The following is a 26,152-nucleotide window of genomic DNA, read 5'->3' on the forward strand; positions in this document are numbered from 1 at the left end:
CCGTGTGAGGGGGAGAACTTTGTTGCGGAGCATGAGGCAGAAGCGTGTGACGACCACCGGCGGCGGCGAGGACCCGAGGGTGGCTGAGCTGCGTGCCGCCGTCTCCCGGCTCCGTCGTGAACTCGCGGGACACCCGGCCGAGTTCGCCGACCGGGGCATCGCCGAGGACGAACTGGCGTCGCTGGACGCGATGGCCGCCGGCGGCGCCCCCGAGGTACGGCGGCTGCGCCGCTCCCTGCTGCTGATCGCCGGCTCGATCGGCTCCGTCAGTGCCCTCGCCAACGGCCTCACCGGCGTCCGCAAGGCCGTGGAACTCTTCGGTGAACCCCCGCGCGGCGAGGCCTGAGCGCGGAGCACCTCCGGGGCCCCGTGCGAACCCCTGAAGAAGGGGTTCCGCGAACCGCGGCGGGGCGTGGGGCGGCCTGATCGGGCGCCCGGCCGGCGCCCGGTCGTTCCCCCGGCAGGCGTCCGTCCCGCACGGTCAGCGCCGGATCAGGCGCCGCGCCCTCGCCGCCGTCACCGCTGCCGTGCGCGAGTCGACCCCAGCTTGGCGAAGACGTGGCGGACCTGGGTCTCGGCCGGCTCCATGAACGTGATCCGGGGCCGACGGCCGCCGCGGGAGTGCCTGGGCAACGTCCTGGCCTCGCCGGTCCGCTCGGGCAGGTCTCCTGGCGCAGCTCCTCCCAGTCGCAGCACCGGTCCAGATCGATGCCCTCGGACGCGAGGTTCTCGAGGACGTAGGCGAGCGCCGCGTTCCCGGGGAACTCGGCGCCGGCGGCATCACGCAGCTGCCGCTGCTCTGCGGCGTCGAAGGTCGGACCACGCCCGACCTCGACATTGACGCCCTGCTGAAGCTCACCATAGGTACGGTGACCGGCCCCGTGCCACGGCCGCTTTCTTGACGGAATCAGGGACAACGGCGGTGCGTGTCTGATGGAGTGACGTGGTGAAGGCACCGGTGTAGGTGCAGGCGCATGCCCCAGTTCAGACTGATCTCTCAGGGGGAAGGGCGAGGATGCTGTCGGAGGCGATGACTGCGCTGGCTGCAGCGGGAGGCACTGCGGTGGTGCAGGCCGCAGGCACAGATGCATGGTCAGGGGTACGCCAGCAGGTGGCCCGTTGGTTCGGCCGGGGAAATCCGCAGCGCGAGCACGCCGAGCTGGAGCGCCTCGATCAGACCGCGGGCGAGCTGGAGGCGGCGCGGCCGGCCGAGATGGAGCGGATGCGCATCCGTCAGGAGGCCGCGTGGCAGGGCCGGATCGAGGTCCTGTTGGAAAGCCTGGAGGACATCGAGCGGGCCCGGGTCGTGGATGAATTGCGCACCCTGCTGGCCCAACCGACCTCCCACCGCGGTGTGTCGGCCGGCCAGAGCGGTCTGGCCGTGGGCGGGAGCGTGCACGTCCAGGCCGACCACGGGTCTGCTGCCGCTGTGACCATGGGGAATGTGACACTGGGAAACCCTTCCCAGCCGGGTCCGCACCAGGACTGAGCGCACCCGGTACCGCCTCGGCCGCGCCGACTCACAACTTCGGCAGCGTCTTCGCCGACCACGGCAGTATCGCCGTCGGCTACGCCGGGCAAGTCCACCACCACGCTGCGCCCCGCACACCGGCCGCCTGGCCGCACCAGGTCGGCGTGATCCCGCCCCGCGCCCTGTCGTTCCAGCACCGGGCCGAGGTCGACCAGTTGCGGGCGGCGGTCGACAGCGGGGGTACTGCGGTGCTCAGCCAGGTACTGACCGGGACCGGCGGGGTGGGCAAGACGCAGCTGGCTGCCGATTACGCCCGCACCGCCTGGGACAGCGGCGGGGTCGACGTACTGGTGTGGATCAGCGCGAGCAGCCGCTCAGCGATCACGGCCGGCTACGCGCAGGCCGGTGTGGAGGTCCTTGCCGCCGACCCCAGCCAACCTGAGCAGTCCGCGCGGGCGTTCCTGGCCTGGCTGGAGCCGAAGGCCGGCCAGAAGCCGTGCCGGTGGCTGGTCGTACTGGACGACGTCGCGGATCCGGCCGATATACGTGGCTGGTGGCCGCCCGCCAGCCCCTACGGCCGTGTCCTGGTTACCACGCGCCGCCGCGAGGCCGCCCTGACCGGCGCCGGCCGACGCCTGGTGACGGTGGGCTTGTTCACCCCCCAGGATGCCGCCGCCTATTTCACCGCCGTGCTCGCCGCGCACGACCGCCACGAGCCCACCGACCACATCAACAGCCTCGCCGCCGACCTGGGACAGCTGCCCCTCGCCTTGGCCCAGGCCGCCGCCTACATCATCGACACCAACGTCACCTGCGACCGCTACCGCCGTCTGCTGGCCGACCGGCTCAGGAAACTGGCCGACCTGCTTCCCGAACCCAGCGCTCTGCCCGACGACCAAGCCGTCACCGTGGCGGCCACTTGGTCCCTCTCCATCGAACACGCCGACCGGCTCCGCCCCGCCGGCCTGGCCCGCCCCATGCTCCAACTCGCCGCGATGCTCGATCCCAACGGCATCCCCACCGATGTCCTGACCAGCCGACCCGCCCTCACCCACCTCACCCGCCACCGCACCCCCGACACCCGGCATCCGATCCCCGCGACAACCGAGGACGCTGAAGGCGCGCTGCACGCCCTGCACCGGCTCAGCCTGGTCACCTACGCGCCAGGCCAGCCTGTTCAGGTCCACGGGCTGGTGCAGCGTAGTGTGCGCGAGCAGGTTCCGCCGGAATTGCTGGCCCGGACCGTCCGGGCGGCGGCCGACGCCCTGCTCCAGGCGTGGCCGCAGACGGAACGTGACTTCGCCACAGGCCAGCGGTTCCGCGCCAACACCGAGACGCTGCGGTCCCATGACGAGCACCTGCTGTGGTCGGACCACGATGTGCACGAGGTCCTGCTCCGGACCGGCCAGAGCCTCGGCCGTGCGGGGCTCTTACAGGCATCGATGGACCACTACCGGCAGCTCGCGGCCACCTCCGCGCAAAAGTACGGCGCCGACCACCGCCGTACCCTCATCTGCCGCAGCAACTCCCTCCGCTTTTTGAGGCTTGTCGCACACCCCGCAGAGGCCGTGGCGGCGTACACGGAGCTGGCCGAGGACTGCACCCGCCTGGTCGGGCCGGACGACTTCGCCACCTTCGACGCACGCGGCGAACTTGCCAACGCCCGGATCAGCGGGGGCGACCTGGCCGGTGCGCTGGCCGACTACGAAGAACTGCTCGTCGACCACCGGCGCGCCCGGGGCCCGCACCACCGCAGCACCCTCTCGGTCCGCTCCCAGATCGCCTCCCTGCACAGCCATAGGGGAGACGCGCCGCGCGCCGCCGCCTTGTACAAGGAGCTGCTCGCCGACTGCCGTACGTACCTTGGGCCCCTCGACGACATGACCCTGGACGTGCGCATAGAGCTCGCTCACCTGCAGGGTCAGGCGGGCGATCCTGCCGGGGCCCGCGATCGGTTCGGAGAGCTGCTGGACGAGCACCTGGCCGCGTTCGGCGGCGACCACCACCGCACCCTGGTGGTGCGGCACGAGCTGGCCGACTGGCGTGCCGCCGCCGGAGATCCAGCCGGAGCCGCCGCCGAGCTGGCGGACATGATCGACGACGCCGTACGGATCCTGGGCGCCCACCACATCGAAGTCTCCCATGCCCGCTACTGCCTGGGACTGCTGCGCGACAAGGCGGGAGACACAACCGCGGCACAGTCCGGCATAGACGAGGCGGCCCACTTGCTGGAGCAGACATTCGGGCCTGACCACCCGCTTGTCGTCAGCAACCGCAGCTTCCTCCGGATGTGGCAGCACGGCCTTGCGGAGAGCGATCCGGTCGCCGCCGCCGAGGCCCTGAAGGAGATGATCGCCGCCCTGCGCCCATTCTGGGGCCCCGACCACCCCGAGGTGCTGTTCTGGCGCAGCATCCTCCTCGGTATCGAGGGCGTGATCGGCGACCCGGGACAGACAGCCGAGGAGTTCGCCGCGCTGCTCGCCGACTGCCGACGGGCCCTGGGCCCCGAGCACCCTCTCACCCTGGCCACCCGCGTAGAGCTGGCCGACTGGCGCGGCGAGGCAGGCGACCACTCCAAGGCGGTCGCCGACCTCCGCGAGCTCCAGGGAGACATGACCCGGGTACTGGGCCCGCACCATCCAGAGACCCTGCGCACCCGCAGGCTGCTCGCCGAGAAGCTGGACGCGACGGGCGACACAGCCGCAGCCCTCGCGGCGTACGAGGACCTGATCACCGTGCACGGCCACGTGCTGGGCCCGAACCACCCGGACACCCTCCGGCTGCGCAGCGCGCTTGCCGACTGCCGCTCCCACGACGCGGAGGCGGACACGATGATTCCGGTCTATCAAGAGCTGATCGCGGACTATACCCGCGCCCTGGGCGCCGACCATCCGCGTACGCTCGACATGCGCGGCCGCCTGCTCGACTGCCGGGCGGAGGCGGGCGACCCAGCCGGGGCGGCCGAGGAGTGCCGCGAGCTGATCCACGACTACCAGCGGCTCATGCCGCCCGACCACGTCGAGACCCTTCCCGTCCGCGCCACGTACGCCAAGCTGCTCGCGGACAGCGAAGACTTCGCCGGTTCTGCCATCGCATACGAAGACCTGCTGCTGGCGGCCCTGCGAATCTGGGGCCCCGACCACCTCGGCTCGCTGATGATCCGCGGCTCCCTGGCCGAGGTGCGGGCCCGGCACGACCGCGCCCCGGCCGACGGCCTCGTCGCCTTCGCCGCGCTCTTCGACGACTGCCTGCGCGTCCTGGGCCCCGACCACTACATCACCGAGGCCACCCGGGCCTTCCGGGACGCCCTGCGCCGGAGTGGCTCGGCACTCCCGTCCACCACGTACAACAAGCTGCTGGACCAGTACGCGGAAGCCGAGCGCTCCGGCCGCGCGATGCCCACCGCCGAGTGATCCCGTCTGCGGAGCCTGGCAACCAGTCTCGCTGCGGTTCGGCTCGAACGGGCCTCCGCCGTTCGCCGGGCTTCCGTGACCAGCGCACCGGCAGCAGATGCAGCTGAAGGAAGGAGAGCGGGAACGCCACCCACAGGCCCTCCGGCGTCAGCCACAACAGCGCCAGCCAGGACGCGCACAGCACACCGAGCCACACTGCGGCGGCCCGCCGCGAATCGCGTACGAACGGCAGAAGGGAACCGGCGGCGTAGGCCGCGCCGGTCAGCGCGGCCACGACCACACCCGGGCCGGTGCCCGCCCGGACCGCGGCCAGCGCGAGCAGCCCCGCCACCAACAGATCGCGAGCAGCCCTGCCATCAACAGACGCGGACAGAGGCGCAGCGCCCGCAGGGCCGGGGTGAGGGAACGTGGATCCATGATCTGTCCAGCGTGGCCGGAGCCGACAATCCGGACTCAACCGAAAGTTTGATGACGAGGCAATCCGTGGCGCGATGCCGCGCTCCCGCACCGCGTCGCACTCTGGATGCATGTTCGTGGCATGGAGAGACCTACGCTTCGCCAAGGGGCGATTCACCCTGATGGGCACCGTGATCGTGCTGATCACCCTGCTCGTCGGCCTGCTGTCCGGGCTGACCGCCGGGCTCGCCCGCGAGAACATCTCGGCGATCACCGGGCTGCCCGCGGACCGGCTCGCCTTCGCCGCCCCACCCGCCGGTCGTGAGGTCTCCTTCACGAACTCGACGGTGACGGAGCGGCAGTGGCGGGAGTGGTCCGAACGGCCCGGGGTGGAGAGCGCCCGGCCGCTCGGCATCCGTACCCTCAACGCCGCCGCCGGGGACCGTACGGCCGCCGTCTCCGCGTTCGGTACGGAGCCGGGGGCGGGCCTCGCCCCCGAGAGCGGACGGCTCGGGCCCGGCCGGGTCGTCCTGTCGGAGTCCGCCGCCGACGTCCTGGGCGTGGCCGCCGGAGGCGCGGTACGGCTCGGTCCGCTGCGGGCGACCGTCGTGGCGGTCGCCGGCGACGCCTCGTACAGCCACACCCCCGTCGTCTGGACCTCGCTCGACGACTGGCAGAAGCTGGGGCACGACGGCACGACCTCCGGGGAGCAGGCCACCGTCGTCGCCCTCACGACGACCGAGGGGGCCGACCTGGCGGCCGGCGACAAGGCGATCGGCTCCGAGGCGCGGACGATCGACGGGGCGCTCACCGCCATAGGGTCCTACCAGGCCGAGAACGGCTCGCTGCAGCTGATGCGGGGGTTCCTCTTCGTCATCTCCGCGCTCGTCATGGGTGCGTTCTTCACGGTCTGGACGATCCAGCGCAGCGGTGACGTCGCCGTCCTCAAGGCGCTGGGAGCCTCGACCCCGTATCTGCTGAAGGACGCGCTCGGGCAGGCGGTGCTGATGCTCACCGCGGGGACCCTCCTCGGCACCGGTCTCGCGGTCGCCGTCGGCGCGCTCGTGAGCGGCGGCGACGTGCCCTTCGTCCTCGAACCGCTCACCGTGCTCGGTCCGGCCGCCGTGACGATCGGCCTCGGTGTGCTCGGCGCGGCCCTCTCCATCCGACGGATCACCGCCGTCGACCCCCTGACCGCTCTCGGGAGCGTGCGATGACCCTGCTGCTCGACGACGTGACGCTGACCTACCCGGACGGAGAGGGGCGGCTCACCGCCCTCGACTCCGTCTCCCTGGAGGTGCCCGCCGGCCGCCTCACCGCGGTCGTCGGACCCTCCGGCTCCGGCAAGTCGAGCCTGCTCGCGGTCGCGGCGACGCTGGTGACGCCGGACCGGGGGCGGGTGGTCGTGGCCGGTACGGACACGGGTGCGCTGAGCCCGGCGGGCAGGGCGGCGCTGCGACGGGAGCGGATCGGGATCGTCTTCCAGCAACCGAATCTGCTCCCGTCACTGTCCGCGGCGGAGCAGCTTCAGGTGATGGCGCACCTCTCGGGCACCAGACCGAAGGCGGTACGCGACAGGGCCATGGCCCTCCTCGACGCGGTCGGTCTCGCGGACCTGGCCGCCCGCCGTCCGCACCAGCTCTCCGGCGGCCAGCGCCAGCGCGTCAACATCGCGCGGGCCCTGATGAACGAGCCTTCCGTGCTCCTCGTGGACGAGCCGACCAGCGCCCTGGACCACGAGCGGGGCGCCGCGATCGTCGACCTGCTGGCTTCGCTGACCCGGGAACGGGGCACGGCGACGGTTCTGGTCACCCATGACCGCACGCATCTGGCCCGCACGGACGCGACGGTGACCCTCCGGGACGGCCGCCTCTCCCAGGGGGCCACCGTGTGAGCGCGCCGCGCCCGTTGGCGCCCGGCGACGGTCGTCCCTAGCCGAGGGGCAGCGAACGCAGGTCCTTGCGGAGGATCTTGCCCGCGGCGGACTTCGGCACGGCGTCGGTGAACTCGACGATCCGCACCTTCTTGTGCGGGGCGACCCGCTCGGCGACGAACGCGATCACCTCGTCGGCGGTCAGCTCGGCTCCCGGCCGGCGGACCACGAACGCGCGGGGGATCTCGCCGGACTCGTCGTCCGGGTAGCCGACGACCACGGCGTCGACGATCGCCGGGTGGGTGAGGAGCAGTGCCTCCAGCTCCGCCGGCGGCACCTGGTAGCCCTTGTACTTGATGAGCTCTTTCAGTCGGTCGACGACGTAGACCTCGCCCCGGGGGCCGAGCCGCGCGATGTCGCCGGTGCGCAGGAACCGGTCGGCGAGGATCGTCTCCTCGGTCGCGCCCGCGTTGCCGAGATAGCCGGCCATCACGTTCGGGCCGCGCACCTGGAGTTCGCCCGTGGCGCTGTAGCCGTTCTCGACGGCCTCCACCTCCGCCCCCGTCTCGGGGTCCACCAGCCGGAACTCCACGTTCGGGACGGCGAACCCGATCGATCCCACCGACAGCGACCCGTCGGCGGGAGTGACGTGGGAGACCGGGCTCAGCTCGGTCATCCCGAAGCCCTGCATCATCCGGCAGCCGAGCTTGGCCGCCAGCGCCTCACCGAGCGCCTCGTCCAGCGGGGCCGCGCCGCTCACCACGGTCCGCACGGTGGACAGGTCGTACTGGTCGGCCATCGGGTGCTTGGTGAGGGCGACCGCGATCGGTGGCGCGACGTACAGGAAGGTGCAGCGCCGGTCCTGAACGGTGCGGAGGAAGTCCGCGAGGTCGAAGCGTGGCAGGGAGGCGATCGTGGCACGGGCCCTGAGAGACAGATTCAGGATCACGTTCATGCCGTAGATGTGGAAGAACGGCAGCACGGCCAGCACCGAGTCCTCGGCGGAGAGCGGCAGCACGGGCTCCATCTGGCAGACGTTCGCGACCAGGTTGGTGTGGGTGAGCATGACGCCCTTGGCCCGGCCGGTCGTCCCGGAGGAGTACGGCAGCACCGCGAGGTGCGTCGCGGGGTCGATCGTCACCTCGGGGGCCGGCCGGCCCTCGGCCAGCATCGCGGGCAGCGTGTCGTGCCCGGTGCCGGGGTCGAGGAGGTAGAGGTCCTCGGCGGGGATGCCGGCCTCGGCGGTCGCGGCCAGCGCGGTCGGCAGGAGCGGGGTGACCGTGACGTACCGAGCGGCCTTGGAGTCGCGCAGCTGCGTGGCGATCTCGGCGGGCGTGTAGAGGGCGTTGACCGTGGTGACGGTGCCGCCGGCGCGCAGGATTCCGTGGAACGCGACCACGAACTCCGGGCAGTTGGGAGCGTGCAGGGCCACCACGTCGCCCGGACGCAGCCCGCGCTCGGCGAGCGCGCCCGCGAACAGCAGGATCCGGTCGGCGAGTTCGCCGTAGGTCAGCGCACGGCCGGAGGGTCCGTCGACGATCGCGACCCGGTCCCGGTCGGCGGCGTCGAGCGTGCCGAACAGGAGCTCGTGCACGGTCACGTCCGGAACGACGACATCGGGAAGCGGACTGCGGAAGATCACGGTGGTCTCCTCGAAGGGGCGAGCCGCGCGGGACGAAAGGCGACGGTGCCGCGCATCCTGCCGCAGGCGGGAGCGCGGCGCGACAGGACGAAGAACACGTTGGTCCTCGCTCGCCGAGCTGGGATGATCCGACTGCTTCCCGCCGGGGGCTCGCGCAGGCGCCAGGTCGAGTCCGTGACGTCCGGGCGCGGCCCGCCCGTCCCGCGACGCCCGGCCTCCCCGGCGGCGCCTCGTCGATCTTGCCGGGTCCGCGGCGCCCGGCCGCGACGTCCGTCGGGCGAGGCCCGGGTCGGACGCCTGGCTCGCGACGTCCGTCGGGCGAGGTCCGGGTCGGACGCCTGGCTCGCGACGTCCGTCGGGCGAGGTCCGTTCCGCGACGCTCGGCTCGCGACGTCCGTCGGGCGAGGCCCGTTCCGCGACGCTCGGCTCGCCTAGCTCTGGCCGTTGCCCGCCGTGTTCGCCAGGGCCGTGGAGAGTTCCCGCGCGACCTCCTGGAGGACGGGGACGATCTTCTCCGTCGCCGCCTCCGTGACGCGGCCCGCCGGACCCGAGATCGAGATGGCCGCCGCGGTGGGGGAGTCGGGTACGGAGACCGCGAGGCAGCGGACTCCTATCTCCTGCTCGTTGTCGTCCACCGCGTACCCCGCCTCGCGCACCACCGCGAGCGCGTCCAGGAAGCCCTCGGGCGTGGTGATGGTCTTCTCGGTCGCGGCCGGCATGCCCGTACGGGCGAGCAGCGCGCGGACCTCGTCCGCCGGGGTGTAGGCGAGCAGCGCCTTGCCCACGCCCGTGGAGTGCGGCAGGACGCGCCGGCCGACCTCGGTGAACATCCGCATCGAGTGCTTGGACGGCACCTGCGCGACGTACACGATCTCGTCGCCGTCGAGCAGCGCCATGTTCGCGGTCTCGCCCGTCTCCTCGACGAGCCGCGCGAGGTACGGGCGGGCCCAGGTGCCGAGCAGCCGGGCCGCGGACTCGCCGAGCCGGATGAGCCGGGGGCCGAGCGCGTACCGGCGGTTGGGCTGCTGGCGTACGTACCCGCAGGCCACCAGGGTGCGCATCAGGCGGTGGATGGTGGGCAGCGGCAGCCCGCTGCTGGCGGAGAGCTCGCTGAGCCCGACCTCGCCTCCCGCGTCGGCCATCCGCTCGAGAAGGTCGAAGGCACGCTCAAGTGACTGCACGCCGCCGGTCGCGGCGGCGGGCTTGGCGGCGTCGGTGGTGCTGGCGCTGGACGTCGGCACGTCGAGGTCCTTTCGAGGCAGGCGGGCAAGGCAGCAGCCTACCGGGCCGTCCCGCCGGACACACGGTCCCGGTTCCGGCGTACGGGCCGGTCAGGGGGGTGTTTGTCCGGTGTCGGCGGCCGCCCGTCGGCGTCCTCGTCCGCCCCGCATGTGGAGAGCTACGTTCTACTGTACGAAATTTTCCTTCCACTTCATGGAAACGTCCAAGTGGCCGATCGCGGGGCGGTCCGGCGAGGGCATGCTGAAAGTGTGCCCTTGACGACATGTCGTCCTGAGTGAAGACTCCTTCAACAGTTCGTTGAATTTTTCTGCTGGGTGAAGAAGAAGGGGTACGGGTGGACGTCAATCTGGTACTGCGCTCGACAAGGGTCATCACCCCCGAGGGGACGCGGCCCGCGTCGATCGCCGTCTCCGGCGGGACCATCGCCGCGGTGCTGCCGTACGACGCCGAGGTCCCGGCCGGTGCCCGGCTGGAGGACATGGGCGACGACGTCGTCCTCCCCGGCCTCGTCGACACCCATGTGCATGTGAACGACCCCGGCCGCACCGAGTGGGAGGGCTTCTGGACGGCGACCCGCGCCGCCGCCGCCGGTGGCATCACCACGCTGCTCGACATGCCGCTGAACTCGCTGCCGCCGACCACGACCGTCGAGCACCTGCGGATCAAGCAGGACGTCGCCCGCCCCAAGGCGCACATCGACGTCGGCTTCTGGGGCGGCGCGCTGCCCGACAACGTCAAGGACCTGCGGCCGCTCCACGACGCCGGCGTCTTCGGCTTCAAGTGCTTCCTGTCGCCGTCCGGCGTCGACGAGTTCCCCGAGCTGAACCAGGAGCAGCTGGCCTCCTCGCTCGCCGAGATCGCCGGGTTCGACGGCCTGATGATCGTGCACGCCGAGGACCCGCACCACCTCGCCGCCGCCCCGCAGCGGAAGGGTGAGAAGTACGCCGACTTCCTCGCGTCCCGGCCGCGTGACGCCGAGAACACCGCGATCGAGAACCTGATCAACCAGGCCCGCCGCCTGAACGCCCGCGTGCACGTCCTGCACCTGTCCTCCTCGGACGCGCTGCCGATGATCGCCGCCGCCAAGGCCGAGGGCGTCAAGATCACGGTGGAGTCCTGCCCGCACTTCCTCACCCTCACCGCCGAGGAGGTCCCGGACGGCGCCACCGAGTTCAAGTGCTGCCCGCCGATCCGGGAGGCGTCCAACCAGGACGCCCTGTGGGAGGGGCTCGCCGACGGGACGATCGACTGCATCGTCTCCGACCACTCGCCCTCCACCGCCGACCTCAAGACCCCCGACTTCGCCTCCGCCTGGGGCGGCATCTCCTCCCTCCAGCTCGGCCTGCCGGCCATCTGGACCGAGGCCCGCCGCCGCGGCCGCAGCCTGGAAGACGTCGCCCGCTGGATGTCCGAGGGCCCCGCACGCCTCGCGGGCCTGGAGCGGAAGGGCGCGATCGAGGCCGGCCGCGACGCCGACTTCGCGGTCCTCGACCCCGACGCGACCTTCACCGTCGACCCGGCCGAGCTCCAGCACCGCAACCGGGTCACCGCGTACGCGGGCAAGACCCTGCACGGCGTCGTCACCTCCACCTGGCTGCGGGGCGAGCGCATCGCCGACCGCGGCACCCTGGCCGAGCCCTCCGGCCGCCTCCTCGAAAGGAACAACTGACCCGTGACCGGCATACCCTCCTTCACCGGTGACGCCAGCCCCTACGGCGGCGGCGACCCGTACGCGGACTACCGCACCGCGGACTTCCCCTTCACCCAGTACGCGGACCTCGCCGACCGCCGCCTCGGCGCGGGCGTGATCGCCGCCAACGACGAGTTCTTCGCCGAGCGCGAGAACATGCTCAAGCCTGAGGCCGCCGAGTTCGACCCCGAGCACTTCGGCCACAAGGGCAAGATCATGGACGGCTGGGAGACCCGCCGCCGCCGTGGCGTCTCCGCCGAGCAGCCGCACCCCACCGAGGACGACCACGACTGGGCGCTCGTCCGCCTCGGCGCCCCCGGCGTCGTACGCGGCATCGTCGTCGACACCGCGCACTTCCGCGGCAACTACCCCCAGGCCGTCTCGGTCGAAGCGACCTCCGTCGCCGGTTCGCCCTCTCCGGAGGACCTCCTCGCCGACGACGTGAAGTGGACGACGCTCGTCCCGCGCACCGCGATCGGCGGCCACGCCGCCAACGGCTTCGCCGTCGACGTCGAGCAGCGCTTCACCCACCTGCGCGTCAACCAGCATCCCGACGGCGGCATCGCCCGCCTGCGCGTGTACGGCGAGGTCGCCCCGGACCCGAAGTGGCTCGGCGTCCTCGGCACCTTCGACCTCGCCGCGCTGGAGAACGGCGGCCAGGTCGAGGACGCCTCGGACCGCTTCTACTCCCCGGCGACCAACACCATCCAGCCCGGCCGCTCCCACAAGATGGACGACGGCTGGGAGACGCGCCGCCGCCGCGACAAGGGCAACGACTGGATCCGCTACCAGCTGGTGGCCGAGTCCGAGATCCGCGCGGTCGAGATCGACACGGCGTACCTCAAGGGCAACAGCGCGGGCTGGGCGGCGCTCTCCGTCGCGGCCGAGGGCTCCGAGGACTGGACCGAGGTCCTGCCCCGCACCCGCCTCCAGCCGGACACCAACCACCGCTTCGTGCTCGACACCCCGGCGGTCGGCTCCCGCGTCCGGATCGACATCTACCCCGACGGCGGCATCTCCCGCCTCCGCCTCTTCGGCTCCCTCACCGAAGCGGGCTCGGCGCGCCTGACGGCCCGCCACCAGGAACTGGGCGGGTAACGACACCCCGCCCGGCCCGCGAGGGCGCACCGGCCCGACAGCACCGGTGCGCCCTCCTTTTTTGGGGCTCGGTTCGCCTCCGGGCGCTCTGTGCCGGGCTCGCGGCCCCGACCGTGCTCGGTCCGCTCGTTCCTCGCGGGCCTGCGCGCGCTCGGGACTGTTCCCCCGGCGCGCCCCGGCGCGCCCCGGCGCGGCGTTACGCCGCGTGGCCGCCGTCGACCGAGAACTCCGCGCCCGTCACGTATTCCGCGCCCGGGCCCGCGAGGAACGCCACCATCGAGGCCACCTCGTCCGGAGCGCCGAAGCGGCCCAGTGCCGTCATGTCCGCCTGGCCCGGCGCGTACGGGCCGTCCGCCGGGTTCATGTCGGTGTCGATCGGGCCAGGGTGGACGATGTTGGCCGTGATGCCCCGCCCGCCCAGCTCCCGCGCCAGCGCCTTGGTCAGCCCGATGAGCGCCGACTTGCTGGTCGCGTAGAGGGTGCCGCCGGGTCCGGGCACCCGGGCCGTCATACAGGTGCCGATCGTGATGATCCGCCCGCCGCTCTCCATCCGCGCGGCCGCCGCCTGCGAGGCGAGGAACGCCGCGCGCACGTTCACCGCGAGCACCCGGTCCACGTCCGCGAGGCTCAGGCTCTCCAGCGGGGCGAGCACCCCCACGCCGACGTTGTTGACGAGGACGTCGAGCCGGCCGAGCGCGTCCGCCGCCCACTCCACCGCGCCCGCCGCGTCCCCGGCGTTCGCCGCGTCGGCGCGCAGGGCCAGTGCCTTGCGCCCGGCCGCCTCGATCCCCGCCGCGACCTCGCGCGCCCGCTCCTCCTCCCGTACGTACGTGAAGGCGACGTCAGCGCCCTCCCGCGCCAGCCGCAGGGCCGTGGCGGCACCCATCCCGCGGCTTCCGCCCGTCACCAGGACCGCCTTGCCGTTCATCGTGGACATCCCGAAACCTCCGTACGCATGCCATGAGTGGTTGCGGGTTCAATGAAAGTCCGCCGGTCGGCGGGACGCTGGCGGCAATCGGACACCGATGAGTTTCGCCGGGCGGTGGAGTCGAACCTGGTGAGACACGATGGACCGGGGGACACCCGGTCGCACGAAAGCCGAACCGAAAGCGCACCGAAAGGCACCCGCCATGGGCAAGCTCAGCCTCACCCAGTTCCTGACCCTCGACGGCGTCTACCAGGCCCCCGGCGGCCCCGACGAGGACCGCAGCGGCGGCTTCGAGCACGGCGGATGGTCCGTGCCGTACGGGGACGAGGACTTCGGCCGCTTCATCGACGAGGTCTTCCAGCGACCCGCCGCCTTCCTCCTCGGCCGCCGCACCTACGAGATCTTCGCGAGCTTCTGGCCGAAGCAGACCGACCCCGCCGACCCCGTCGCCTCCAAGCTCAACGCCCTCCCCAAGTACGTCGCTTCGACGACCCTCACCCACGCCGACTGGGCCGGCACCACCGTCCTCCGCGGCGACGTGGTCAAGGAGGTCGCCGCACTGAAGGAACGCACCGACGGCGAGGTGCAGATGCACGGCAGCGGCGGCCTCGCGCAGACCCTGATGGCGCAGGACCTCATCGACACGCTCCATCTGCTCGTCTTCCCCGTCGTCCTCGGCACCGGCCGCCGCCTCTTCACCGACGGGGCCCGGCCCACCGCCTTCCGGCCCACCGAGGCGCGCACCACGAGCACGGGCGTCGCCATCCACACGTACGAGCTCGCGGGCCGCCCCACGTACGGCTCGTACGCCTGAGGGAAAGGTGTAGCCGCCACGCGCCCGTGCGGGTACGGTGATCGTCCCGCGTGCGAGCCGCCGAAGTCTCCACACCGTGCGACGAGTCGGAGCAGGCCCCGCATGTCCTCGATCACCGCGTCCCTACCCCTGCGCGCCCCGCGTCGCGCCTGGCTCACCGACCTTCCGGTCCTCCTCGTCGCCGTCGTCTGGGGCGCCAGCTATCTCGCGGCCAAGGGCATCACCACCACCCACACCGTCGTCGCGGTCCTCGTCCTCCGCTTCGCCGTCGTCCTGCCCGCCCTCGTCGTCGCCGGATGGCGGGGGCTGCGGGCGCTCGGCCCCGCCCAGTGGCGCGGCGCCGGGCTCCTCGGTCTGGTCCTCAGCGGGATCTTCCTCCTGGAGACCTATGGCGTCGTCCACACCTCCGCCACCAACGCGGGCCTGATCATCAGCCTCACGATGATCCTCACCCCGCTCGCCGAGGCCGCTGTCACCCGCGTCCGCCCGCCGCGCGCCTTTCTCGCGGCCGCCGCGCTCTCCGTCGCCGGAGTGGTGCTGCTGACCCAGGGCGGAGGGTTCACCACCCCGTCCCTCGGCGACCTGCTGATGCTGCTCGCCGCTCTCGCCCGTACCGTGCACGTCCTGGCCATGTCCCGGATCAAGGCCGTGCGGAGCGCCGACTCGCTCTCCCTGACCACCGTCCAACTGGGCGCCGCGGTCGTGGTCTTCGCCCTCCTGGCCACCCTCCCCGGCACCGGCGCCTCGCCCCTCTCCGTGGCCCTCGATTTCGGCCCCCGCGAATGGGCCGGACTGCTCTTCCTCTCCGTCTTCTGCACGCTCTTCGCCTTCTTCGTGCAGATGTGGGCCGTCCGCCGCACCTCCCCGTCCCGGGTCAGCCTTCTCCTCGGTACCGAACCGCTCTGGGCCGCGGCCGCCGGCATCGCGCTCGCCGGCGACCGCCCCGGCGCCCTCGGCCTCGCGGGCGCCGCCCTGGTCCTCGCGGGCACGACCTGGGGCCGCCGAGCCGCCGACGAGGGCCGGTAGGTTCTTGCGCCATGCGTTCACTGCCGTACGACATAGAATTCCGCGCCCGCGCACGGCGCACCCAGGGCTGGGGACTCGGGCTGCTCGCCGTCGCCGGCCTGATGTGGATCTGGCTCGCGGTGCTGCTCTTCGCGCCGTACGAAGTCGGCGAGTACGGCGACAACGACGCGTGCAAGTCCCGTTGGACCACGCAGAACCTGCACGACGACAGCAGCGACTGCGCCGACGAACGCGACTGGCCCGAACTCCTCGCCGTCCTCGGCGGATCGGTGCCCGTGGCCGTCGTCGGTGCCGTCCTCTACACCAGCGGCTCCGTCTCCCACCGCATGGCCGAGCACCTCGCCGAGGTCACCCGCCTCAACCAGGCGGCGCGGTCATGACTACGCCTTCCGCACCCGGTCCGCGACGATCGGCAGCACAAGACCCAGCACCGCGATCACGATGTTCGCGAACAGTTCCCGGCCGTGGAGGAACCACACGTTCTCCGTCAGGAACCGCGTGAAGCCCATCAACCTGAACCAGCCGTCCGTCAGCTCGCGGATCACTCCGCAGACACCCGCGACCAGCACCACCATGCCGGCGATCTCCAGAATCCTCTTCATGGAGAGAGCATGATCCGCCCTCGCCGCCGCCCGCGTCGGCCCCCGGACATGGCGGAGCTACCGAAGTCTTCCGTCGCGCGACTTTGGTAGCTTCCCCCCGTCCATGACCCGCCGCGCGCCCCTCACCTGCGTAATTCGGGGGTATGACTCGGACGGACCGCCACGCCTGGCTGCTTCCCTCGGCCCTGGCCGACACCCCGGCCGACAGCCCCCCGGGCCGTCGGCCGCGGCGCACCGTACGCGACTGGGGCGTCGACACCCTCCTGTTCCTCCTCGCGGCCTTCGTCGGCCTGCTCGCCGCCGAGTCCACCGACCAGCTCGACAGCGACGTCGTCGCCTTCGCCGACCAGATCGTCGGCGCGGCCGCCTGCTGCGCCCTCTGGCTGCGCCGCCGGTGGCCGGTCGGCCTCGCGGTCGTCCTCACCGTGATCAGCGGGTGCTGCGTGCCCTGCGGGCCGGCGCGGCGGGTTTCGTCCTCAAGGACACCGCGCCCGCCGAGATCGTCGCCTCCGTCCGCCGGGTCGCCTCCGGCGACCCCGTGCTCTCCCCGGCCGTCACCCGCCAGCTGATGACCCATGTCGCCGGGCAGCAGGGGCAGCCCCGGCGCGCGAGCGCCGCCGACCGCCTCGCCGGACTCGCCCAGCGCGAACGCGAGGTCGCCGTCGCCGTCGGCCACGGCCGGTCCAACGCCGAGATCGCCGCGACCCTCTACATGAGCGTGCCGACCGTCAAGACCCATGTCTCGCGCATCCTGGCCAAACTCGGCCTCAACAACCGTGTCCAGAGCGCCCTCCTCGTCCACGACGCCGGGCTGCTGGAGGACGGGGACGGGGCATAGTCTGGGCCGATGTCCGTCATCGATCTGGGGGAGTACGGCGCGGACTTCACCGCGAACCCTTATCCGTACTATGCGAAGATGCGCGAGGCCGGGCCCGTACACCGGGTCCGCACCACGGACGGCGCCGAGCTGTGGCTGGTCGTCGGCTACGAGGAGGCACGCGCCGCCCTGGCCGACCCGAGACTGTCCAAGTCCCCGTCCGTCGTCGGCCTGACCATGCTGGACGAGCGGGTCGTCGGGCCCAACCTCCTCGTGCTCGACCCGCCCGACCACACCCGGCTGCGCAAACTCGTCGCGGGGCAGTTCACCGGCCGCCGGGTGGAGAGCCTTCGGCCGCGCCTGGAGCGGCTCACCGGCGAACTCGCCGACGCGATGGCGCCGGCCGGACACGCCGATCTGGTCGACTCCTTCGCCTTCCCGCTGCCCATCACCGTCATCTGCGAACTCCTCGGCATCCCGGCCGCCGACCGCGACACCTTCCGGGTCTGGTCCAACGAGATCGTCGCCCCGACCGGCGCAGGGCCGGAGGCCGAGGCGATCGAGGGCCTCGCCGCCTATCTCGACTCGCTCATCGAGGACAAGCGCGCCGCGGGTCCCACCGACGACCTGCTCTCCGACCTGATCACCGCCCGCGCCGAGGACGGCGACCGGCTCTCCCTGGCCGAACTGCGCGCGCTGGCCTACCTCCTGCTCATCGCCGGCCACGAGACCACCGTCAACCTCATCTCCAACGCCGTACGGGCGCTGCTCACCAGTCCCGACCAACTCGCGGCGGTCCGTGCCGACTTCGGTCTGCTCGACGCCGTGGTGGAGGAGACGCTGCGGTGGGAGGGGCCGGTGGAGAACGCGACCTTCCGGTTCACCCGGGAGCCGGTGCGGTTCGGGGAGACGGTCATCCCCGCGTACGAACCGGTCCTCGTCTCGCTCGCCGCGGGCGGCCGCGACCCGGAGCGCTTCCCCGACCCTGACCGCTTCGACATCCGCAGGGACCCGCGCGGCCATCTCGCCTTCGGGCACGGCATCCACTACTGCCTGGGCGCCCCGCTGGCCCGCATGGAGGCCCGGATCGCGATCCGGACGCTCCTGGAACGCTTCCCCGGGCTGGAACTCGATCCCGAGGGCGGGGCGTTGGACTGGCTGCCAGGCATGCTCATCCGCGGCGTCCGCCGCCTTCCCGTCAGATGGTGATCCCATGACCGCCGCCCCGTCGCACGAACTCGACCTCGCCCTCGCGCGGAAGGTGCTCGACGCCCAGCCGTTCAGCCGGCTCCTCGGCGCACGCATCACCGCCTTCGGCGAGGGTGGGGCGACCCTGGAGCTGGACGTCCGCGAGGAACTGCGGCAGCAGAACGGCTTCGTCCACGGCGGTGTGCTCTCGTACGCCGCCGACAACGCGCTCACCTTCGCCGCCGGCACGGCGCTCGGCGGGGCCGTCCTGACCGCCGGCTTCTCCATCCAGTACGTCCGCCCGGCCGTCGGCGTCACGCTGATCGCCCGCGCGGAGGTGGTCCACGCGGGGCGGCGCCAGGCGGTGACGCGCTGCGATCTGCTGACCGTGAACGCCGAAGGCGCCGAGACGCTGTGCGCGGTCGCGCAGGGCACGGTGCTCGCGGCGAACGGCTGACGGCCCGCCGTCCGGTCGGCGCCGTCAGCCGCCGTCCGAGGCGATCTCGGCCAGGGCGACCGGCCGGCGTTCGCGGCGGGAGAGCTCGCACGCCTCGGCGATCCGCAGCGCCTGGAGGGCCTCACGACCGTCGCAGGGGTTGGGCGCCTCGCCCAGGACCAGCCGTACGAACGCGTCCAGCTCGGCCTCGTACGCGGGCGCGAACCGCTCCAGGAACCCGGGCCAGGGCTTCTCGGGAACCGGCGGGCCCAGCGGCTCGACGGAGGCGAGCGGAGTGCGGTCGTCCAGACCGACGGCGATCTGGTCCCGCTCGCCGGCCAGCTCCATCCGTACGTCGTACCCGGCGCCGTTGCAGCGGGTCGCCGTCGCCGTCGCCAGCGTGCCGTCGTCCAGGGTGACCACCGCGGCGGCCGTGTCGACGTCATCCGCCTCGCGGAACATCGCCGGACCGGCGTCCGAGCCGGCCGCGTACACCTCGACGACCTCCCGGCCGGTCACCCAGCGCAGGATGTCGAAGTCGTGCACCAGGCAGTCGCGGAACAGCCCGCCGGAGAGCGGCAGATACGCGGCGGGCGGCGGCGCCGGGTCGGAGGTGGCCGCCCGTACGGTGTGCAGCCGGCCGAGCCGGCCCGAGCGCACGGCCTCCCGGGCGGCCCGGTACCCGGCGTCGAACCGGCGCATGAAACCCAGCTGCAGCTCCGTACCGGCGCTCTCCACGGCCCGCAGCGCGGCGAGCGTGCCGGGTACGTCGAGGGCGATCGGCTTCTCGCAGAAGGCGGGGAGTCCGGCGTCGGCGGCGCGGGCGATCAGCTCGGCGTGGGCGGCGGTGGCGGAGGCGATGACGACGGCGTCGAGCGGATGGCCGAGGAGGGCGTCGACCGTCGGGGCCGCGGTGGCGCCGAGCGCCCCGGCGACCGCCGCCGCCCGGCCGGCGTCGGCGTCCGCCACGATCAGCGAGTCGATCTCCTGGTGACGGGCGAGGACGCCCGCGTGAAAGGCCCCGATACGGCCCGTTCCGATCAGTCCGATGCGCATGGCCCCAAGGTGGTGCGGTGGGGACCTCCTGTCAAGGATTTGTCAGGACAATCGGACGTCACCACTTCCTGTCATCTTTTCCTGCGACTACGCTCGCGTCCGTGGCCAAGCAGTCCCAGTCCCCGCCGAGGCCCGTCGCCTCCCTCCCCCTCCTGTCCGTGGACCGCACCAGCCCGGTCCCGCTCTACTTCCAGCTCGCCCAGCAGCTGGAGGCGGCCGTCGAGACCGGAGTCCTGACCCCCGGCACCCTCCTCGGCAACGAGATCGACCTCGCCACCCGCCTCGGCCTGTCCCGGCCCACCGTCCGCCAGGCCATCCAGACCCTCGTCGACAAGGGCCTCCTGGTCCGCCGCCGGGGCGTCGGCACCCAGGTCGTGCACAGCCAGGTCAGACGCCCGCTGGAGCTGAGCAGCCTGTACGACGACCTGGAGGCGGCCGGCCAGCGTCCCGCCACCGCGGTCCTGGTCAACCGGATCGAACCCGCCACCGCCCGGGTCGCCGCCGCCCTCGGCGTCCCGGAGGGAGGCGACGTCCGCTACCTGGAGCGGCTGCGCGCCGCGCACGGCGAGCCGATGGCGCGGCTGCGCAACCACCTGCCTGCCGGACTGCTCGACCTGGACACCGAGCGCCTGGAGGCGACCGGCCTCTACCGGATGATGCGCGGCGCCGGTATCACTCTGCACAGCGCCCGCCAGACGGTGGGCGCCCGCGCGGCCACCCCCGCCGAGGCGGAACTGCTCACCGAGGAGGAGGGAGCCCCGCTCCTGACGATGGAGCGCACCACCTTCGACGACACCGGCCGCGCCGTGGAGTTCGGCTCCCACGTCTACCGGGCCTCGCGGTACTCGTTCGAGTTCCAGCTGCTGGTCCGCGCGTGAGTCCACCGACCCGGTGATCGGCCGGTCGATCCCCATGACCGATACTGCAATGCACGCAGATGGACATAAAGGAGGGCACGGCCTCGTGACCAAGGTTCGGAATCGGACAAGGACCGTACCGAGATCGCGGCCAGGGGTACGCGCCACCGGCGCCCTCCTCGCGGCGGTACTGGCCGCCTCCGCGCTCGCCGGATGCAGCAGTACCGGCGGCAAGCGGGCCGAGGACGCCCGCAAGGCCGCCGCGGCCCAGGGGCGGGCGGCCGTGAACACCCCGAAGTGGACCTTCGCCATGGTGACCCACTCGGGCGACGGCGACACCTTCTGGGACATCGTCCAGAACGGCGCCAAGCAGGCCGCCGTCAAGGACAACATCAACTTCCTGTACGCCCACAGCGACGAGGCGCAGCAGCAGGCCCAGCTCATCGACTCGTACATCGCCAAGAACGTCGACGGGCTGATCGTCACCCTCGCCAAGCCCGACGCGATGAAGACGGCCGTGGAGAAGGCGGTCAAGGCCGGGATCCCGGTCATCACCGTCAACTCCGGCTCCGAGCAGTCCAAGGCCTTCGGCGCGCTCACCCACATCGGCCAGGACGAGGCCGTCGCGGGCGAGGCCGTCGGCGACGAGCTCGACAAGCGCGGGAAGAAGAAGGCCCTGTGCGTCCTGCACGAGCAGGGCAACGTCGGCCACGAGCAGCGCTGCGGCGGCGCGAAGAAGACCTTCGGCGGCGACCTGCAGAACCTCTACGTCGACGGCACCAACATGCCCGACGTGCAGGCTTCCATCGAGGCCAAGCTCCAGGCGGACCCCTCCATCGACGCGGTCGTCACGCTCGGCGCGCCCTTCGCCGACGCCGCCGTCCAGGCGAAGAAGACCGCCGGGAGCGAGGCCGAGATCGACACCTTCGACCTCAACGCCAAGGTCGCCACCGCCCTCGGTGCCGGCACGCTCGGCTTCGCCGTCGACCAGCAGCCCTACCTCCAGGGCTACGAGGCCGTCGACCTGCTCTGGCTGTACAAGTACAACGCCGACGTCCTCGGCGGCGGCAAGCCGGTCCTCACCGGTCCGCAGATCATCACCAAGGACGACGCCGCCGCGCTGAAGGGCTACACCGAGCGGGGCACCCGATGAGCGCGACCGCCCCGTCCGACGTCGATCACGTCGACGAACGGCTGCTGCGCACCTCGCCGCTGAAGAAGCTGCTCGCCCGCCCCGAGCTCGGCTCGATCGTGGGCGCGGCCGCCGTCTTCCTCTTCTTCGCGATCGTCGCCGACAGCTTCCTGCGCGCCTCCAGCCTCGGCACCGTCCTCTACGCGGCCTCCACGATCGGCATCATGGCCGTGCCCGTCGCCCTGCTGATGATCGGCGGGGAGTTCGACCTGTCGGCCGGCGTGATGGTGACCAGCGCGGCGCTGATCTCGTCGATGTTCAGCTACCAGATGACCGCCAACGTCTGGGTCGGCGTCGGTGTCTCGCTGCTCGTCACCCTCGCCGTCGGCTGCTTCAACGGCTTCATGCTGACCCGTACCAAGCTGCCGAGCTTCATCATCACGCTCGGCACCTTCCTGATGCTGACCGGTCTGAACCTCGGTCTCACCAAGCTGATCAGCGGCACGGTCTCCACCAAGTCGATCGCCGACATGGAGGGATTCCCCTCCGCCCGCAAGCTCTTCGCCTCCCAGCTCACCGTCGGCGGCGTCGAACTGAAGGTCACCATCCTCTGGTGGCTCGTCCTGGTCGCCCTGGCCACCTGGATCCTGCTGCGCACCCGCTTCGGCAACTGGATCTTCGCGGTCGGCGGCGGCGCGGACGCGGCCCGCGCGGTCGGCGTCCCGGTCTTCAAGACCAAGATCGGCCTCTACATGGGCGTGGCCTTCTGCGCCTGGGTCTCCGGCCAGCACCTGCTGTTCTCCTTCGACGTCGTCCAGTCGGGCGAGGGCGTCGGCAACGAGCTCATCTACATCATCGCCGCGGTGATCGGCGGCTGTCTGATCACCGGCGGGTACGGCTCCGCCATCGGCTCCGCGGTCGGCGCGTTCATCTTCGGCATGACCAGCAAGGGCATCGTGTACGCGGAGTGGAATCCCGACTGGTTCAAGTTCTTCCTGGGAGCGATGCTCCTCCTGGCGACCCTGCTGAACGCCTGGATCCGCAAGCGTGTGGAGGCCACCAAGTGACTGCTCCGCTGGTCGAGCTGGACGACGTCAGCAAGTACTACGGCAACATCCGCGCCCTCGAAGGCGTCTCCCTGGAGGTCCACCCGGGCGAGATCACCTGTGTGCTCGGTGACAACGGCGCCGGCAAGTCCACCCTCATCAAGATCATCGCGGGTCTTCACCGGCACGACGCCGGAACCTTCCGCATCGAGGGCGAGGACGTCTCCCTGGCCAACCCGCGCGAGGCCCTCGACCTGGGGATCGCCACCGTCTACCAGGACCTCGCCGTCGTCCCCCTGATGCCGGTCTGGCGCAACTTCTTCCTCGGCTCCGAGCCCACCAGGGGCGCCGGGCCCTTCAAGCGCCTCGACGTCGAGCTGATGCGCGAGACCACCCGCACCGAGCTGCTGCGCATGGGCATCGACCTGCGCGACGTCGACCAGCCCATCGGCACCCTCTCGGGCGGTGAGCGCCAGTGCGTGGCCATCGCCCGCGCCGTGTACTTCGGCGCCAAGGTCCTGGTCCTCGACGAGCCGACCGCCGCGCTCGGCGTGAAGCAGTCCGGTGTGGTCCTGAAGTATGTGGCCGCCGCCCGTGACCAGGGCCTCGGCGTGGTTCTCATCACCCACAACCCCCATCACGCCTACCTCGTCGGCGACCGTTTCATCCTGCTCAAGCGCGGTGTCATGTCGGGCAGCCACACCAAGACATCGGTCACCCTGGACGAGTTGACCCGGCAGATGGCCGGCGGCAGCGAGCTGGAGGATCTCCGCCATGAGCTGGAGCGCCCCTCCGCGCCGTGACCGCTCCCTGATCCCCCACCTGGCAGAATCGAGCCGATGAGTACCTACCGCGACCTCACCCAGCGCGGCGCCGCCCGGGGCACCGTGCTGCGGACCGTCGGCACCCGCGAACGGCGCTCCCTCCTCACGGCGCCCAGGGTGCCCACCGTCGGCATCGACATCGGCGGTACGAAGGTCATGGCCGGGGTCGTCGACGCGGACGGCATCATCCTGGAGAAGCTCCGCACCGAGACCCCCGACAAGTCCAAGAGCCCCAAGGTCGTCGAGGACACCATCGTCGAGCTGGTCCTGGACCTCTCCGACCGGCACGACGTCCACGCCGTCGGCATCGGCGCGGCCGGCTGGGTCGACGCCGAGCGGGCCACGGTGCTCTTCGCCCCCCACCTCGCGTGGCGCAACGAGCCGCTGCGCGACGCCCTCCAAGCCCGGCTCGCGGTCCCCGTCATGGTCGACAACGACGCCAACACCGCCGCCTGGGCCGAGTGGCGCTTCGGCGCCGGCCGCGGCGAGGACCACCTCGTCATGATCACGCTCGGCACCGGCATCGGTGGCGCGATCCTGGAGGACGGCCAGCTCAAGCGCGGGAAGTACGGCGTCGCCGGAGAGTTCGGCCATATGCAGGTCGTCCCCGGCGGCCACCGCTGCCCGTGCGGCAACCGCGGCTGCTGGGAGCAGTACAGCTCCGGCAACGCCCTGGTCCGCGAGGCCCGGGAACTGGCCGCCGCCGACTCGCCGGTCGCGTACAACATCATCGACCGCGTCAAGGGCAACGTCCCCGAGATCACCGGGCCGCTCATCACGGAGCTGGCCCGCGAGGGCGACGCCATGTGCGTCGAACTCTTCCAGGACATCGGTCAGTGGCTCGGTGTCGGCATCGCCAACCTGGCCGCCGCCCTCGACCCGTCCTGCTTCGTCATCGGCGGTGGGGTCAGCGCCGCCGACGACCTCCTCATCGGGCCCGCCAGGGACGCCTTCCGCCGCCAGCTCACCGGCCGCGGCTACCGCCCCGAGGCCCGCATCACCAAGGCCCAGCTGGGCCCCGAGGCCGGCATGGTCGGCGCCGCCGACCTCGCCCGGCTCGTCGCCCGCCGCTTCCGCCGCGCCAACCGCCGCCGTGTCGAGCGGCACGAACGCTACGAGCGCTACGCCCAGGCCCTGCGCAACGGCACCGCCGGACGCACCTCCCGCACCACCCAGGATCCGCAGTCATGACCGTCCCCTCCCCGTCCATCTCCCCCGAGCAGGGCGTGAAGCTGCCGGAGGACCGGCGCCACATGATCCGCCGCCGCTGGCTGACGGCGATCATCATCGTCCTCCTCGTCGGTATCCCGGCCGGCTATCTGGCGATCTCCGCCGGCCAGAGCCGCGACAGCGGCCGCGACAAGGAACGCGAGTCCTCGGTCGTCGGACTCCAGGACAACTGGCCCTCCCAGATGAAGCGACGGGTCTTCGAGGTTCCCATCCCCTCCGGCAGCACCGACGTCGCCTACTACGAGACCAGCAACTGGCGCACCAGCCGGCTGTACGTGCGGTTCACGACGAGCGCCGGCAAGCTCGACTCCTTCCTCCACAAGATCGGCTCCAGCCGCTCCGCGCTGACGCCCGCCCAGGTCACGGTCACCGAACGCGACGCCTCCATCGTCGGCTGGGACTTCGCCCCGGACCGGGACTGGTCGGGCACCACCCTCACCCGTGACAAGCCGCGGCCCGCCCAGGACCTCACCGTCGACCTCACCGACCCGGCGGCCCCGACCGTCTACGTCGTCTCCGCCGCGACCCCCTGACCCGGGGCCGCCCGTCGGCCCGCCCGCCCGGGCTCAGCCGCCGCTCGGGGTGAGCACCACGAAGTCCGCCTTCGACGGGTCGAGGCAGACGGCCAGGCGGCCGACGCCTTCCGCGTCCTCCGGCCCCATCTGCACGCTGCCGCCGTTCTCGGTGACCTTGGCGACCGCGGCGTCGCAGTCGGCGACGGCGAAGACCGGGTGCCAGTACGGCCTTCCGTTCGTCAGCGTGAGGTCGTTCTTGGGGAGCTCCATGAGGCCGCCGTGCATGCGCTCCTCGGGGAGCCCTGCGGGAGTGATGAGGGAGTAGGTGCCCCCGCCGCCGGGCAGCTCCATGTCACTGAACCGCCAGCCGAAGACGGTGCCGTAGAACTCCTTCGCCGCCGAGGCGTCGCTCGTGTACAGCTCGGTCCAGGACAGCGAGCCGGGCTGGTCCGCGACGTCGAAGCCCGTGTTCTTCCCGGGCTGCCAGACGGCGAACTGGCCCCCCAGCGGGTCGCTGTACTGTGCCATCCGGCCCCAGTCGTCGAGGTCCCTCGGTGCCACCCGCACCGTGCCGCCCGCGTTCTCCACGGCCCGGGTCGTGGCGTCCGCGTCGGTGACGGTGTAGTAGATCATCCAGGCCGAGCGCGCGCCCGCCTCGGTGAGCTTGCCGAGCCCGGCGACGGTCTTGCCGTCCTTGCGGAACATGCCGCCTTCCATGTCCTCACCGTCGCCCATCGATTCGTACTCCCACCCGAGCACGGCGGAGTAGAAGGCCGCGGCGGCGCGGACGTCGGGAGCGCCGAGGTCCAGCCAACAGGGGGAACCCGGGGCGAGCTCCGTGGTGATCATGCTGATG

24 protein-coding genes and 3 pseudogenes are annotated in these 26,152 nt (G+C 71.9%); 20 read left to right on the top strand and 7 right to left on the bottom strand.

What is annotated here, in order from left to right; all coding sequences use genetic code 11:
• The first annotated feature begins 19 nt into the window (after positions 1-19).
• The 3 genes from ABZY12_RS12905 to fxsT all read left to right on the top strand — a co-directional run bounded on the left by ABZY12_RS12905 (position 20) and on the right by fxsT (position 4,884).
• Entirely contained in the window at positions 20-346 is a 327-nt protein-coding gene (locus tag ABZY12_RS12905) for a DUF5955 family protein (RefSeq protein WP_356889367.1), read from the top strand.
• 669 nt (positions 347-1,015) lie between these two features.
• Positions 1,016-1,489 carry a hypothetical protein gene (locus ABZY12_RS12910; protein WP_356889369.1) on the top strand — a complete coding sequence of 158 codons (474 nt, stop codon included), beginning with the start codon at positions 1,016-1,018 and terminating at the stop codon, positions 1,487-1,489.
• 146 nt (positions 1,490-1,635) lie between these two features.
• Entirely contained in the window at positions 1,636-4,884 is a 3,249-nt protein-coding gene (gene fxsT / locus ABZY12_RS12915; RefSeq protein ID WP_356889371.1) for an FxSxx-COOH system tetratricopeptide repeat protein, read from the top strand.
• A 79-nt stretch (positions 4,885-4,963) separates the two neighbouring features.
• Here the strand turns inward: fxsT and ABZY12_RS12920 are convergent.
• A pseudogene (locus tag ABZY12_RS12920) lies at positions 4,964-5,301 on the bottom strand (sensor histidine kinase); the annotation flags it as partial.
• A gap of 110 nt (positions 5,302-5,411) precedes the next feature.
• Between ABZY12_RS12920 and ABZY12_RS12925 the strand changes: the two are divergent.
• Both ABZY12_RS12925 and ABZY12_RS12930 read left to right on the top strand, forming a co-directional pair.
• Positions 5,412-6,497 (top strand): ABC transporter permease, encoded by a 1,086-nt coding sequence (locus tag ABZY12_RS12925; RefSeq protein ID WP_356889373.1) that lies wholly within the window; start codon positions 5,412-5,414, stop codon positions 6,495-6,497.
• Entirely contained in the window at positions 6,494-7,174 is a 681-nt protein-coding gene (locus ABZY12_RS12930) for an ABC transporter ATP-binding protein (protein WP_356889375.1), read from the top strand. The genes ABZY12_RS12925 and ABZY12_RS12930 overlap by 4 nt, the downstream gene beginning before the upstream one ends.
• 37 nt (positions 7,175-7,211) lie before the next feature.
• Here ABZY12_RS12930 and ABZY12_RS12935 read toward each other — a convergent pair whose 3' ends face one another.
• Positions 7,212-8,795, bottom strand: a complete 1,584-nt coding sequence (locus ABZY12_RS12935; protein WP_356889377.1) for an AMP-binding protein — start codon at positions 8,793-8,795, stop codon at positions 7,212-7,214.
• Between the two features lie 431 nt (positions 8,796-9,226).
• The gene (locus ABZY12_RS12940) at positions 9,227-10,036 is read right to left on the bottom strand and encodes an IclR family transcriptional regulator (protein ID WP_356889379.1); all 810 of its coding nucleotides are present in this window, start codon (positions 10,034-10,036) and stop codon (positions 9,227-9,229) included.
• A gap of 335 nt (positions 10,037-10,371) precedes the next feature.
• On the opposite strand from ABZY12_RS12940, the gene allB reads away from it, so the two are divergent.
• Positions 10,372-11,706: an allantoinase AllB gene (gene allB, locus ABZY12_RS12945; protein WP_356889381.1), complete on the top strand. Its 1,335-nt coding sequence runs from the start codon at positions 10,372-10,374 to the stop codon at positions 11,704-11,706.
• Positions 11,707-11,709: 3 nt separating this feature from the next.
• Entirely contained in the window at positions 11,710-12,825 is a 1,116-nt protein-coding gene (alc, locus tag ABZY12_RS12950; protein ID WP_356889383.1) for an allantoicase, read from the top strand.
• Between the two features lie 196 nt (positions 12,826-13,021).
• Here alc and ABZY12_RS12955 read toward each other — a convergent pair whose 3' ends face one another.
• On the bottom strand, positions 13,022-13,762 hold the full coding sequence (locus ABZY12_RS12955; RefSeq protein ID WP_356889385.1) for an SDR family oxidoreductase: 741 nt from the start codon (positions 13,760-13,762) through the stop codon (positions 13,022-13,024).
• 193 nt (positions 13,763-13,955) lie between these two features.
• On the opposite strand from ABZY12_RS12955, the gene ABZY12_RS12960 reads away from it, so the two are divergent.
• The 3 genes from ABZY12_RS12960 (at position 13,956) to ABZY12_RS12970 (ending at position 15,973) form a co-directional block, all read left to right on the top strand.
• Positions 13,956-14,567 carry a dihydrofolate reductase family protein gene (locus ABZY12_RS12960; RefSeq protein ID WP_356889387.1) on the top strand — a complete coding sequence of 204 codons (612 nt, stop codon included), beginning with the start codon at positions 13,956-13,958 and terminating at the stop codon, positions 14,565-14,567.
• Positions 14,568-14,669: 102 nt separating this feature from the next.
• On the top strand, positions 14,670-15,593 hold the full coding sequence (locus tag ABZY12_RS12965) for a DMT family transporter (protein WP_356889389.1): 924 nt from the start codon (positions 14,670-14,672) through the stop codon (positions 15,591-15,593).
• 11 nt (positions 15,594-15,604) lie between these two features.
• A complete protein-coding gene (locus tag ABZY12_RS12970) occupies positions 15,605-15,973 on the top strand; it encodes a hypothetical protein (protein WP_356889391.1) in 369 nt (122 codons plus the stop codon).
• Here ABZY12_RS12970 and ABZY12_RS12975 read toward each other — a convergent pair whose 3' ends face one another.
• Positions 15,974-16,195: a hypothetical protein gene (locus tag ABZY12_RS12975; RefSeq protein WP_356889393.1), complete on the bottom strand. Its 222-nt coding sequence runs from the start codon at positions 16,193-16,195 to the stop codon at positions 15,974-15,976.
• Positions 16,196-16,338: 143 nt separating this feature from the next.
• On the opposite strand from ABZY12_RS12975, the pseudogene ABZY12_RS12980 reads away from it, so the two are divergent.
• From ABZY12_RS12980 to ABZY12_RS12995, 4 genes and pseudogenes are all read left to right on the top strand, one after another.
• Positions 16,339-16,626: pseudogene (locus ABZY12_RS12980) on the top strand (sensor histidine kinase); the annotation flags it as partial.
• Positions 16,623-17,033: pseudogene (locus tag ABZY12_RS12985) on the top strand (response regulator transcription factor); the annotation flags it as partial. The pseudogenes ABZY12_RS12980 and ABZY12_RS12985, both read left to right, overlap by 4 nt.
• 9 nt (positions 17,034-17,042) lie before the next feature.
• A complete protein-coding gene (locus tag ABZY12_RS12990; RefSeq protein WP_356889395.1) occupies positions 17,043-18,221 on the top strand; it encodes a cytochrome P450 in 1,179 nt (392 codons plus the stop codon).
• Positions 18,222-18,225: 4 nt separating this feature from the next.
• Complete coding sequence (locus ABZY12_RS12995) at positions 18,226-18,657, top strand: PaaI family thioesterase (protein WP_356889397.1); 432 nt, start codon at positions 18,226-18,228, stop codon at positions 18,655-18,657.
• 24 nt (positions 18,658-18,681) lie between these two features.
• Here ABZY12_RS12995 and ABZY12_RS13000 read toward each other — a convergent pair whose 3' ends face one another.
• Positions 18,682-19,692: a Gfo/Idh/MocA family oxidoreductase gene (locus tag ABZY12_RS13000; RefSeq protein ID WP_356889399.1), complete on the bottom strand. Its 1,011-nt coding sequence runs from the start codon at positions 19,690-19,692 to the stop codon at positions 18,682-18,684.
• 158 nt (positions 19,693-19,850) lie between these two features.
• Here ABZY12_RS13000 and ABZY12_RS13005 point away from each other — a divergent pair, with 158 nt between their 5' ends.
• From ABZY12_RS13005 to ABZY12_RS13030, 6 genes are all read left to right on the top strand, one after another.
• The gene (locus ABZY12_RS13005) at positions 19,851-20,570 is read left to right on the top strand and encodes a GntR family transcriptional regulator (protein ID WP_356889623.1); all 720 of its coding nucleotides are present in this window, start codon (positions 19,851-19,853) and stop codon (positions 20,568-20,570) included.
• Positions 20,571-20,739: 169 nt separating this feature from the next.
• Complete coding sequence (locus ABZY12_RS13010) at positions 20,740-21,702, top strand: sugar ABC transporter substrate-binding protein (RefSeq protein ID WP_356889625.1); 963 nt, start codon at positions 20,740-20,742, stop codon at positions 21,700-21,702.
• A complete protein-coding gene (locus ABZY12_RS13015; protein WP_356889401.1) occupies positions 21,699-22,748 on the top strand; it encodes an ABC transporter permease in 1,050 nt (349 codons plus the stop codon). The genes ABZY12_RS13010 and ABZY12_RS13015 overlap by 4 nt, the downstream gene beginning before the upstream one ends.
• A complete protein-coding gene (locus ABZY12_RS13020; protein WP_356889403.1) occupies positions 22,745-23,530 on the top strand; it encodes an ATP-binding cassette domain-containing protein in 786 nt (261 codons plus the stop codon). The genes ABZY12_RS13015 and ABZY12_RS13020 overlap by 4 nt, the downstream gene beginning before the upstream one ends.
• Before the next feature lie 36 nt (positions 23,531-23,566).
• Positions 23,567-24,742 carry an ROK family glucokinase gene (locus ABZY12_RS13025; RefSeq protein ID WP_356889405.1) on the top strand — a complete coding sequence of 392 codons (1,176 nt, stop codon included), beginning with the start codon at positions 23,567-23,569 and terminating at the stop codon, positions 24,740-24,742.
• Positions 24,739-25,314, top strand: coding sequence for a hypothetical protein (locus ABZY12_RS13030; protein ID WP_356889407.1), 576 nt, complete (start codon positions 24,739-24,741; stop codon positions 25,312-25,314). The genes ABZY12_RS13025 and ABZY12_RS13030 overlap by 4 nt, the downstream gene beginning before the upstream one ends.
• A gap of 33 nt (positions 25,315-25,347) precedes the next feature.
• Here ABZY12_RS13030 and ABZY12_RS13035 read toward each other — a convergent pair whose 3' ends face one another.
• Positions 25,348-26,145, bottom strand: a complete 798-nt coding sequence (locus tag ABZY12_RS13035; RefSeq protein WP_356889409.1) for a VOC family protein — start codon at positions 26,143-26,145, stop codon at positions 25,348-25,350.
• Between the last annotated feature and the right edge of the window lie 7 nt (positions 26,146-26,152).

Source organism: Streptomyces sp. NPDC006551 (assembly GCF_040611675.1).
Lineage (GTDB): Bacteria > Actinomycetota > Actinomycetes > Streptomycetales > Streptomycetaceae > Streptomyces.

Excerpts from the sequence above, each read along its gene's own strand:
- ABZY12_RS13000 (WP_356889399.1), bottom strand. The coding sequence starts at position 19,692 with ATGCGCATCGGACTGATCGGAACGGGCCGTATCGGGGCCTTTCACGCG.
- ABZY12_RS12965 (WP_356889389.1), top strand. The coding sequence starts at position 14,670 with ATGTCCTCGATCACCGCGTCCCTACCCCTGCGCGCCCCGCGTCGCGCC.
- ABZY12_RS13025 (WP_356889405.1), top strand. The coding sequence starts at position 23,567 with ATGAGTACCTACCGCGACCTCACCCAGCGCGGCGCCGCCCGGGGCACC.
- ABZY12_RS13015 (WP_356889401.1), top strand. The coding sequence starts at position 21,699 with ATGAGCGCGACCGCCCCGTCCGACGTCGATCACGTCGACGAACGGCTG.
- ABZY12_RS12990 (WP_356889395.1), top strand. The coding sequence starts at position 17,043 with ATGTCCGTCATCGATCTGGGGGAGTACGGCGCGGACTTCACCGCGAAC.
- ABZY12_RS12960 (WP_356889387.1), top strand. The coding sequence starts at position 13,956 with ATGGGCAAGCTCAGCCTCACCCAGTTCCTGACCCTCGACGGCGTCTAC.
- ABZY12_RS13030 (WP_356889407.1), top strand. The coding sequence starts at position 24,739 with ATGACCGTCCCCTCCCCGTCCATCTCCCCCGAGCAGGGCGTGAAGCTG.
- ABZY12_RS12925 (WP_356889373.1), top strand. The coding sequence starts at position 5,412 with ATGTTCGTGGCATGGAGAGACCTACGCTTCGCCAAGGGGCGATTCACC.
- ABZY12_RS12975 (WP_356889393.1), bottom strand. The coding sequence starts at position 16,195 with ATGAAGAGGATTCTGGAGATCGCCGGCATGGTGGTGCTGGTCGCGGGT.
- ABZY12_RS12955 (WP_356889385.1), bottom strand. The coding sequence starts at position 13,762 with ATGTCCACGATGAACGGCAAGGCGGTCCTGGTGACGGGCGGAAGCCGC.
- ABZY12_RS12995 (WP_356889397.1), top strand. The coding sequence starts at position 18,226 with ATGACCGCCGCCCCGTCGCACGAACTCGACCTCGCCCTCGCGCGGAAG.
- ABZY12_RS12910 (WP_356889369.1), top strand. The coding sequence starts at position 1,016 with ATGCTGTCGGAGGCGATGACTGCGCTGGCTGCAGCGGGAGGCACTGCG.
- ABZY12_RS12970 (WP_356889391.1), top strand. The coding sequence starts at position 15,605 with ATGCGTTCACTGCCGTACGACATAGAATTCCGCGCCCGCGCACGGCGC.
- ABZY12_RS13035 (WP_356889409.1), bottom strand. The coding sequence starts at position 26,145 with ATGATCACCACGGAGCTCGCCCCGGGTTCCCCCTGTTGGCTGGACCTC.
- ABZY12_RS12930 (WP_356889375.1), top strand. The coding sequence starts at position 6,494 with ATGACCCTGCTGCTCGACGACGTGACGCTGACCTACCCGGACGGAGAG.